At 38.9% G+C, this 11,311-nt stretch carries 5 protein-coding genes and 1 pseudogene; all 6 read left to right on the forward strand.

The annotated features are described in order from the left end of the window. The first annotated feature begins 5 nt into the window (after window positions 1-5). The gene (locus IGI76_RS03855) at window positions 6-4,901 is read left to right on the forward strand and encodes a transglycosylase SLT domain-containing protein (protein WP_438781099.1); all 4,896 of its coding nucleotides are present in this window, start codon (window positions 6-8) and stop codon (window positions 4,899-4,901) included. Between the two features lie 12 nt (window positions 4,902-4,913). Beyond that, window positions 4,914-5,276 carry a DUF6711 family protein gene (locus IGI76_RS03860; protein ID WP_074934705.1) on the forward strand — a complete coding sequence of 121 codons (363 nt, stop codon included), beginning with the start codon at window positions 4,914-4,916 and terminating at the stop codon, window positions 5,274-5,276. A 4-nt stretch (window positions 5,277-5,280) separates the two neighbouring features. Beyond that, window positions 5,281-7,023, forward strand: a complete 1,743-nt coding sequence (locus IGI76_RS03865; protein ID WP_438781102.1) for a hypothetical protein — start codon at window positions 5,281-5,283, stop codon at window positions 7,021-7,023. Next, window positions 7,024-9,789, forward strand: coding sequence for an SGNH/GDSL hydrolase family protein (locus IGI76_RS03870; RefSeq protein WP_375826695.1), 2,766 nt, complete (start codon window positions 7,024-7,026; stop codon window positions 9,787-9,789). A gap of 171 nt (window positions 9,790-9,960) precedes the next feature. Continuing rightward, window positions 9,961-10,329: pseudogene (locus IGI76_RS03875) on the forward strand (phage holin family protein); the annotation flags it as partial. A 166-nt stretch (window positions 10,330-10,495) separates the two neighbouring features. After that, window positions 10,496-11,275, forward strand: coding sequence for a peptidoglycan recognition protein family protein (locus tag IGI76_RS03880; RefSeq protein ID WP_438781103.1), 780 nt, complete (start codon window positions 10,496-10,498; stop codon window positions 11,273-11,275). The last annotated feature ends 36 nt before the right edge of the window (window positions 11,276-11,311 follow it).

The raw sequence follows: 11,311 nt of genomic DNA on the forward strand, positions 1-11,311 counted from the left end.
AAAGCATGGAATTAGAAACGCTTGAGGTACTCCTCGATATTAATACCGCCAGAGTTGAGCAGTCTTTGGAACGAGTACTGCCACAAATCGAAAGTGCTATGAGTCGAATCCAACAAATGTCCGGTAACTCTATGGATCGTACTGAGAAAAATATGGCCATTGAAAAAGGTGCTAGCAATTTCACAAAACAACTAGAAAAAATGAATCAAGCACTCGAAAAGACGTTATCAAACTTTGAACGATCAACAAAGCAATCATCTGAAGCTGCTGGTGACAATTTTTCTTCTGGTATTCGCAAAGCTCGTCCGAAAGTAACAAAAGAAATTGATGCGATGGTCAATGAGATCAACGCTAAAATGGGCCAAGCGAAAGCAGCGCAAGAAAAGGTTGCTTATCTAAAATCGCAAAGACAAACGGCATCTAGCCAAGGGGATACAGGGAAAGTCGTTAAATACGATGAACAAATCGCTCGAGCGCAAGCTCAGATGACAAAATTCCAAGATCAGGCAAAAGGAATGGGCAATACAATTAAGCGTGAATTAGACGCTGTGCCTTCTTCCTTGGAAACTATAACAAAAGGCATGAGCCAAAACGAAGCCCAAATTGAAGCGATGCGAAAACGAATTCGGACGTTGAAGGCGGAGTACAACGACCAACGTGTGCCAACTGGCAGCTTTACATCTGGATTCAAGAATTATGAAGATACTCCTCAATCACTGAAAACGTCTGGTGAGATTCAAAAACAATCTATCAAGATGAATAAACTTATAAGTGATAATGATCGTTTGCAAAAGGAATACGCACAAACAGAAGACAGAGCAGATGCGTTGAGAAAGGCTCTGCAACGAGTTAACTCTGCTTTGGGACAATCATCCATTCAAACGGGCAACGCTTCTAGCGGCGCTAGTATGACAGGCACAGGACTGAAGCAATCTGAGCGGGCTGTTTCTAAATATGGCGGTGTATTCAACCGTATGTCCAATGCAGTTTCACACGGGTTTGGGAGTGTCGGAAATGGCTTAAGGAACTCTATTGGATTTATTGGAAAGTTCGGAAGTCTATTTTCTAGTAATTCCAACAAAGTTACAGCTGGAACAAATCGAATGACAGGAAGCACGAATGCTTTTGGCCAGTCGATGAAATATCTGTTACCTTCATTAGTCGTTTATCAGCTGTTAGGTGGCGCAATTACCAAACTAGCTAGCGGTATGATGTCAGCGTTGAAAACGAACGATCAATTCAGCGCCTCGTTGAATCAGATTAAAGTCAATCTTATGACGGCATTCTATCCAATATACACGGCAATCTTACCAGCGTTGAATGCGTTAATGAGCACAGTAGCCCAACTCACGGGGCAGCTTGCTTCATTTATTGCGATGTTATTCGGGACAACATATGATGCGGCAAAACAAGGCGCTAGTGGATTGTATGACAATATCCAAGCGCTAAACGATACTGGGTCTTCTGCAAATAAAGCCAATGAGAAAGTGAAAAAACTACAAAAATCTCTCATGGGATTTGACCAAATCAACAAGCTAACGATGGATACAGATGAGGAAAAGAAAGAAGATTCCGAAACTCCTGGCACTGATTTTGGTTCAGCGACAGGCACTTATTCAACACCTAAATGGATGAAAGACATCCAAAACTTGTTGAAGGATTTCTTCAAACCATTTCAGGATGCGTGGAAAAACCAAGGGCAAAGAGTGATCGATGCTTGGAAGTATGCATTAGGTGAAGTAATAGGTTTGGCTTCTGCTATCGGCAAGTCGTTTATGGAAGTTTGGACCAATGGTACCGGACAGCTTTTCATAGAAAATATATTGATCTTGCTTGCAGATGTACTCGGAATAATTGGTGATATCGCTGGTGCTTTCAGACGAGCTTGGGAAGACAACGGACGAGGAACACGCTTGATTCAATCCATTTTTGATATGTGGAACCGAATCCTTGAGTTGCTTCATGAAGTTGCTGTTGCTTTTCGTAATGCATGGAACGATGGTCGTGGAGAAAGTATAGCTGCCAATATTCTTGAAATCTATACGAATATCTTCAACACAATCGGCAATATTGCTGAGCAGCTTAAAAAGGCGTGGAAAGAAGGAAGAGTTGGAGAATCAATCTTCGGAACGATACTCGATGCAGTAGATGATTTGTTAGGTAATATCAACGGCATGACCAAAGCGACTGAAGAATGGGCGAAGAATCTTGATTTTACACCTTTACTCAAAGCTATAGATGGGTTATTCAAATCAATTCGTCCTATCTTGAAAAATGTTGGTGATGGGCTTGAGTGGTTATACAAGAATGTTTTGTTACCATTGGCAAGCTTTTTCATTGAAGATTATGTGCCTAAATACTTTGATATGTTCTCAGCAGCATTGGAAGTTTTAAATCAAGTGATTGAGATGTTTAAACCAATTTTTAAATGGTTCTGGGATGTGGTTATTGTTCCCTTATCTCAGGTAGCTAAATTTTTGATCCTTACACAATTAGATGCATTGACTAAAGGACTTGAATTCCTTGCCGGCGTGTTGGAAAAAGTTGCAAATGCAGTTAAGAATCCTAAAAAAGCAATTGGTGAATTGAAAGATGTCATAGATGAAAAGTTCGGTAGTATTATGACTTTCGTTTCTGATACATGGGGGAATGTTCAAAAGTGGACAAGCGATACTTGGAACAATGCTAAGAAAACTGTTACTGAAAAAGCTTCTGATATCTGGAACAGTGTGAGTAGTAGATGGAGTGACATCAAAAAAAATACCAAAGAAACTTGGGACACTTTTACTACAGATGTATCAAACAAAGCAAGAACTGCTAAGGATAATGCATCAAATCGTCTGCAAGAACTTAGGAATAATGTTTCTGATCGATGGAATAATGTTAAAAGTAATACTGTAGAGAGATGGAATGAAATCCGAGACAAAGTTTCGACATCGGCTGAATCTGCCAGAGAAAAAGCTAGCACTGCAATCTCTAACTTGAAAACAAGCATGGGCGGATCATTTGATACTATGAAAACGAATGCCTCAGAAGCTTTTGAAAAAATAACTGGTTGGGCTACGGGATTAGGTGAAAAAATCGGTAAAGGTCTTGGAGATGGTGCTAAGAAAGTTAAAGAAGGCGCAGGAAAAATTTTCAATGGCATGGTCGGCGTTATCGGAAAAGGTGTCAATGGTGTTATCAGCGGTATCAACTGGGTATTAAGCAAAGTCGGGGCAGGAGATAGTGCTCTGAAGAAATGGACCATTCCTACTTATGCTAAAGGTACCGGCTATCATCCGGGCGGACCTGCTTTAGTAAATGATGGATTAGGATCTAATTATCAAGAAGCTTATCGGACACCTGATGGACGTACTGGTATCTTTCCAGCGCAAAGAAATCTGATGGTTAACCTTCCAAAAGGAACATCGGTCTTGAGTGGTCCGAAGACTGCCGCAATGTATGGTGTACCAGCCTATGCAAATGGCGTAGGTGAATGGTTAAAAGAGAAATGGGACGGCGCAAAAGAAATTGCATCGGATATTTGGTCTTATGCATCAAATCCTAAGAAGCTTTTGAATGCAGCAATTTCCAAATTCGTTAACTTGAAAGGTGCTGTTGAACCAGCTCTATCAATGGCGAAAGGTTCCGTTGGTACGATTGCAGAAGGCTCCTATGAATGGTTTAAATCGAAGTTCGACGCAGGATATGAAGCACAAAATAGTTCGTTTGATGGATCAATGGGAAATTGGGGTGTATACAAATACCTATATGATATCGCTAGAAAAACCGTTGATCGATATCCTGGCATGAGAATCACTTCTGGGTTTAGACCAGGTGACCCACATTCGCACGGAAAGCATCAAGCAATTGACGTTGCGTATCCAGCAAGTATGAACGGATCTTCGAAATACTTTGCTCCAGCGAATTGGGTGTTTGATAACTTTGCTTCAAAAGTAGCTTATGTAATCACTCAAGGTAAAGTTCGAGACCGAAAAGGAATGTCCGGTACTGGATCGAGCGGAAGTTGGGTAAGATGGCCGCAGAATGACCATTACGATCATTTGCATATCAACGGCTCACTCGGAGCAAGCGATATAGACAAGAATGCTTCGTTTGGTGCATCTGGAGGTGCAGTAGTTGCTGGTCAATATGGTTCATCAGTAGAAAAATGGCGATCGACTGTCAATAGCGCATTGAACAAACTAGGCATTTACTCACTAGCCAATGCAAATCGCACGCTTTACCAAATGAAGACTGAATCAAACGGTAACCCTAACGCTATCAACAATTGGGATATCAATGCCAAAAATGGCACGCCTTCTAAAGGATTAATGCAGGTAATTGATCCAACATTTAGAGCCTACGCAAGAAGCCCGTACAACAAGAATATTTGGGATCCTATGTCGAATATTTTGGCTTCTATGAGATATGCATTAAGTCGGTACGGATCACTGGCAGCAGCTTATCGAGGTGTTGGATATGAGAATGGCGGCTTAGTTTCTCAAGATGGGCTATATCGTATGGGTGAAGGTAATAAGAAAGAGATGGTCATTCCGCTTGAGAAACCGCAACGTGCTGCTGAATTAATCCAACAAGCTGTTGAGTATCTTGGACTTGATATGTTCAACTCAAGCCTTGTTTTGCCAGAAATGTTCACAGAACCGGCAAGTGTATCTAGCATGTCTTCAAGTTTCAACAACCAAAGCGCACCTTCTCAATCGATGGGAACAGATGAGCTTTATCGCATTCTATTGATGTTGTTGAATCGTCCGGGTAATGGAGGCGGCGACAATCCAACTCCTACAAGGACTGAGGTTAACCTTAAAGTTGATCGTGCTACCTTAGCCACAGTTGTACTAGAAGAAATAAAAAAAATTGAGAAACAAACTGGCGTTAATCCAGTAATTGGAAAATAGGAGGGTGGTAAGATGGCAAACTTAAGTATCAATGGGAGCGTGGTCAAGCCACCCAAGACTTTTTCAGCAAGTATCCAAACAATTGATGCTGATTCTACTGGAAGAAACGCCAGTGGGAAAATGATCAGAGATATAATCGCAGAGAAAGTAAAACTTGATATTGCTTGGGGGCCGTTATCTGACAGTGAAATATCACAAATACTATCAAAAGTATCTGCTGCTTTTTTTTCGGTTTCATATCCTGATCCGCAAGTTGGCGGAAATACAACTAAAAGATTTTACGTAGGGGACAGGACTGCCGCTTCATATTCTTGGAATGATAAGTTTCAAGCTATGAAGTGGGAAGGTCTAACCCTAAGTTTTATTGAGGAGTGATTATATGTTGAAATCAAGTATTAAATTCAATGAAGCTTTCGAGAAAAACGAACGTAAAATTTATGCACGGGTCACTATTAATGATCAGTCATTTACTGAAGCTGATATTTTCAATATAAAATTTGAATCTGGAAGTATAAACGGACCTGGTTATCAAATCGGGTCTGTTTTTTCTGATTATGTCTCGATAACTTTAGATAAGGTTATCCGTGGAATCAACGAGTTGGATCAAGTGATCGTAGAGTTGGGTATTGAACGGGAACAAAAATCAGGTTCTGAAGCAAGAAAATATGTGAATAAGACTAACAAAATGAGAATAGGCGGCTATCTGAACAAGATTTTTTATGAGAACCCAATCGAGTACGTTCGGTTAGGCACTTTTTTTGTTAGTGAGCATGTAGATGTTGACGAGAACGAAAAAACAACAACTATAAATTGTATGGACTCAGTTTTGTTTCTGGAAGGCACATACAAACCAACGGTAAATTTCCCAGCCAAGCTATTTGATGTAGCCGCGGATGCGTGTTATCAAGCAGGTGTTGCTATGGATGTTGAAACGTTCTTACAACTGCCAGAAAAAAAAATCACAACTAAGCCAACAGACTTAACCATTAGGCAAATGTTGGGTTATATTTCCCAGTACGTAGCAGGATACTTCAAGTTTTCTAAATATGATGTACTTCAACTAAAGAGTGGTAGCGATACTGTGAAGATTATCAATACAGATTTGTACTATTCGAAAGGCCTAAGCAAAAATGATTTGAAATATAAAATCAGTGGATTGACAAATTCTCCAGCGGGCGATTCGGCTAGTATAACAGTTGGATCTACCACAGGTAATCAATTAGAAATCGATAATCCATTTGTTAGTAAAGCTGATTTGCAAGACATATTTTCGCTGCTTAGATCGATCGAGTACTATCCGTTCAATATTGAATGGCGTGGTATCCCTTCGATAGAAGCAGGAGACTGGATGATTGTCGAAGACGTCGAAGGCAATCAATACAAGATACCTAATTTGAAATACAGTCTTTCCTATAGCGGAGGGTTACGTGCGACTAGTTCAGCAGAAGCAGAAGCAGTTTCTAACGCAACAACAGCGTATAAGAGTAAAGCTGATTCTGGAGTCAAAGCTGTAGCCGCACAAGTAGCAAGTGTTAAAAATGAAATGATCGACAAAGAAAAAATCATTGAGCAGATTAATTTATCTGAAGAAAAAGAACCCAACAACAGTCCTTTACGAATAAATCCTAGCAAAGTAAGAATCAATGCAAACACTGAAATCGATGACAACTCTATTTCGGGAGAAAAAATAATTGGCGTTAATGCAGAAAAGATTGAAGGAGAATTCAGCAGAGATCAAATAACTATCAATTTTGATGAGCAATACATTGAATCAAAAATAGACGATGAAAACAAAGTTGAATTTTCGAATGGGATGGTTTCTCTACATAACGCTGGTGAAATTATCTCGAATTTATCTTCTGATCAAATAAGTAATCCAGTTATATTTGAAAGCAATTTAGCAATACTGGCTATAAAAAATACGGATATAGTTTCGTTTGAGTATTTGGCAAACGGAAAGAATGGATTGGGGATATTACTCTCTGAGGGATTCATGGCAGATAGTTCGATTTTAGATATAAAGGGGAATGTATCACAGTCAAAACTAATTTACTTACTTTTTTCAGCTATAAAAAATTTAGAAAGTAGAATTGAATTATTAGAAGGGATAGGTGAAGAATAAGTGGTTTATCAAAGACATTACTGGAAAGACTATGATGAAACAAAAACAGAAACGCAAAATATAGAAGCTGGGGCAGTTGTGACTACCGAAAAATTGAATGAAATAGAAAACGGTATAGCAGCTAACTATAGCGAATTAGATATAAAAAAGAGCGATAAGACCTATGTTGACAGTATGTTATCATCAATCGCTCAAGGCGGACCAAGGGAATTATTTTATTCACTTGCGGCTTTGAAAACTAAGTATCCTAGCGGAGCAGATGGAGCATACTTAGTTTTTGACAGTGCAACAACCAACGGTGCGCATTCTTATATGTGGGATACAGCTAATAAAAATTGGAAAGATTTAGGTGTTTATCAAGCGACGGCCATTGCTGAAAATAGTATCGAGACAAAGATGTTTAAAAATCGTTCTGTGACTAGCGAAAAAGTAGAATCTGTTTCTGAACAAGCATTCATGGATGGATACACTAATCTGCAATCGTTAAATGCCAATTCTATTTTGTATAACGGGTTGACGATAAGCAGTATTGCTGATACCTTTAAATTTATAAAGAATGCGGGAGATGCTGGATTCCGTGTGAAACTTCAAGCACCGAATGGAAAAGCTTTGAAGAATTTATCTACACTTAAGTTGTATTTTCAATATAAGAAAATTTCAAGCATTCCTTCTACCCCTATCGATACTTTAGATCGCATTTTTATAAGTACCAAAGATAAAGTTTTGACTTCTGGGGCAATTGGAGCTGTTAATAATATGGCTGACACAGGTGAGTGGATTGAAAGAACACTTGAAATCCCTTCAGAAACGCTTGTCAGCAAAGGAGTAGGCGAGGATCAGTTTTGTTATATCACATTACTCTTTTCTGGGGGTGCTGGATTAATTGAAGGTCGATACTGGTATGCTAACGAAAATGAATATAAAGTATCCTTAAACCACGTGAGAGAAAAAGTTGATAATATACAAACATATCAGTTAGGGGATGATGTAGTGACCGAAGAAAAACTTGATTCCAATATGCCTGCAAGATCTATTTGCCCAAATTTCCTTGATCCAACAACTGCTACAGCACCAACAAACGCTTATTCCTTAATAAGCAAAAATCAAGGAGTATCATTTGAAAAGATTAGTGCAGGAGATAATTATTTTTATTTTCCGGTAACATTAAGCGAATCACAAATGGGTAAAGAACTATATGTAAGTTTTGAGGTTTCTGGTGATAGACTTTCTCAATCGCAATGGGAATTTTATTATATATCAATCGGTGGTGTATTAAGACAACCGAGATTATTTCGCTTTGGACCAGATAAAGTAAACTTTAGACGTTACAAATTTAAAGTTCCGGCAGTAAAAAGAGAAGAATTTGATGGAAATAGTGGTTTTTGGCTATCGTTTTGGACACATGGATCAGTTGGTCAAAAAGGAGAAATCAGAAATATGCGTGTGTCTGATGTGCCTTTTGAGAAGGATTTACCGGAAGCCATTGAAAACATAGACTTTTTAGATTCAACAAGTGAATTAATTGGAGATTATCCTGTACCAAAGATGAGTACCGTATACGCACCAACTGTACCTAAAAATATTTTGGCATTTACAAATAATTCTCCAGTTCAGTATGATGGCATGGTCTTAACAAAAATTGTGATTTATTCTTCTGTTCGCAATGCCGATTATAGCGTGAGCATTGCAAATCTTGATCAAAGAAATCTACTTGTCAATGAGCAAGATATTACCTCTTTGTTGCCAGCACTTGAGGTTGGGATAAATGTTTTTGATGTTTCTATGCATAATCTTAAAATTGATAAAGGTCAATACGTAATCGTAAAGAGCGCCGTTTTACAATTGTTTACAAATCCCTCGCTGCGCGTCTCATCATTGATTCAAGACACAGACCATTCAATCTCTGAATCTGGATACGAAGGGTATACATTTTACCAAAGTCAGTTGCAATCGCCTTTGTTCTATGAAGTAAAAGAGCAAAGCCGAATTCAAAAAGCAGAAGACACAATTAGTGCTCTTGAAAAGAAAATAGAGGATATTTCTTCAGGTGAGAAACAAACAATCCTTACTTCTCCTGATGGATCAAAGTTTCGCTTACAAGTGACTGACAACGGTCAGTTGACAGCTGTCAGCTTGATTCCACAAAATGTGGTCATGATGGGAAATAGTATCACTTCTGAAAAAGGCGGGATCGGAATGGCTGCCAGTGATCAATATCATGACTGGTATTATTTAACCAGACAATTTATCACTTCTAAGAATCCTCAAGCTGTATTTACTGATCGTAAGAACATTACAGTATGGGAAAGCGGTGCTGTTAGTACAGGAGACACTATCTCTGATCGTAGACAATTCTGGTGGGATAGAATTGGAACTACACTTGTACCTAATGAGGCTGACTTAGTGATTCTGCAGCTGGGTGATAACGTCAACACTGAAGAAAGAGAAGCCACATTAGAGGATGATGTAGCTACTTTGATTCTCAATATAAAAAATCACGCACCAAAAGCGCGTGTCCTATTTGTGGCATGCTGGTATGGAGATGAAACAAAAGTTGGTAAGATTAAACGTGGTTGTATAGCAGGTGGGGGAGAATTTGTCGATATCACGGATACAACTGGAGACAAACGGTCCTATATTGGTGCTACACGTACTGGGATAGACGGTGTCAGTTGGACAGTGGAATCTTCAGGTGAAGCAAGTCATCCGGGAGATAACGGAATGGTATATATTGCAAATCAAGTGATCTCTACACTAGCGATTTAATCATATTTTTAAATAAAAGCAGACAATCATTCTTGGTTGTCTGCTTTTTTGGCTAATCGTGTTGTGGATTATATTTTAGGAAAGTAGGTGGCGTATGTTCAGTTGGGGAAAACAGAATGAAAGAGTTTTTGGAACGCGGACTTTGTTTAAATAATAGAAAAGGTGGTAAATATGGTGATTATTGATAATGGAGTGTTACTAAATGAATTTCGAGGGTTGCTGACAAATGGTTATGTGCAGCTGTTCTTGTGGGTAGTGGTGGGAGATATCGTGACAGGACTTTGCAAAGGGGTATTTATCAAAGACGCTAATAGTACAAAAGGATTACTTGGCATTGTTAAGCATATGCTAGTTGTGTGCTTAGTGATCATTGCTTATCCGTACCTAAAGATTATGAATCTCGAGACGTTTGCGACCGCATTCGTCTTTTTCTATATCGCAGTTTATGGAATCTCAATTATTGAAAATCTTGGACAACTGGGGATTCCAATTCCAAACTGGGTAAAAGAAAGACTAACTAAATTACAAGATAGTACTGAAAATCCAAAACCTAAAGTAACAGAAATCAAAATCGATTATGGTGATGGTCAATCTGAAACCCAAGCTCTGAATAGTAAAAATTTTCCAGACCATGGCGATGGCCAAGAATTTACAGAAAAGAAGGAGTAGCCGATGGCTGCTTCTTTTTTTAGAAAGGATGATTGATATGAGTTTCATCAAATACGAGTATATCAATATTAATGAGTACTCAAGACCAGGTATCAGGAATACCGGTATTGATGGTATCGTTATGCACTACACAGCCAACAACGGTGGCACCACACGTAATCACAAGAACTATTTTAATAATCTAAAAGGAAACTATGCTTCCGCTCAACTGTTTATAGATGATATTGAAGCACTCTGTATCATTCCCTTAAATGAAGTTGCGTATCACGCTAACGAAATCAGCAAATACAATGCAGATGGTTCACGCTATCGTCCGCTGTATTCTAAGATAGGCAACGCCAACTATTCAACGATCGGTATTGAAATGTGCCTAGACAAGAATGGAAACATTACGGAAAAGACATTCCAAAATGCTGTGAAGGTCGTTAAAGAATTGATCGCCATTTATCCTCATATTACGAGAGAGAAGATTTGGCGCCACTTTGACGTAACAGGCAAAAACTGTCCAGCTCCTTGGGTGGCAAAACCAAGCGAATTCGAACGATTCAAGAACGCAGTTTTCAGCAATACAAGCAACAACACACAAGAAAACACACCACAAATTCAACCAAAGAAAGTAGGAGAAACCATGTTACTATTTAGAAATCAAAATGATCCGAAAGTTTACTTTTTGACAGGAAACAAATTTACTCATGTGAAAACAGAAGGAGACTTGAAGAAAATTCAAGCGATGATGGAAAAAGCAGGCTACGACACTTGGATTCACACAGATCCAGTTCAAGTTGCGTATCTCCGCAAAGTAGCAACAGAAGCATAAAAAATAGCCCGCTTCGGCGGGCTTGTACATAGATCA

Origin of the sequence: Enterococcus sp. DIV2449a (assembly GCF_051711225.1) — a bacterium.
GTDB lineage: Bacteria > Bacillota > Bacilli > Lactobacillales > Enterococcaceae > Enterococcus_D > Enterococcus_D casseliflavus.

Bases quoted from the DNA above. Each gene is read 5' to 3' on its own strand.
- IGI76_RS03855 (WP_438781099.1), top strand. From the start codon at position 6: ATGGAATTAGAAACGCTTGAGGTACTCCTCGATATTAATACCGCCAGA.
- IGI76_RS03860 (WP_074934705.1), top strand. From the start codon at position 4,914: ATGGCAAACTTAAGTATCAATGGGAGCGTGGTCAAGCCACCCAAGACT.
- IGI76_RS03865 (WP_438781102.1), top strand. From the start codon at position 5,281: ATGTTGAAATCAAGTATTAAATTCAATGAAGCTTTCGAGAAAAACGAA.
- IGI76_RS03880 (WP_438781103.1), top strand. From the start codon at position 10,496: ATGAGTTTCATCAAATACGAGTATATCAATATTAATGAGTACTCAAGA.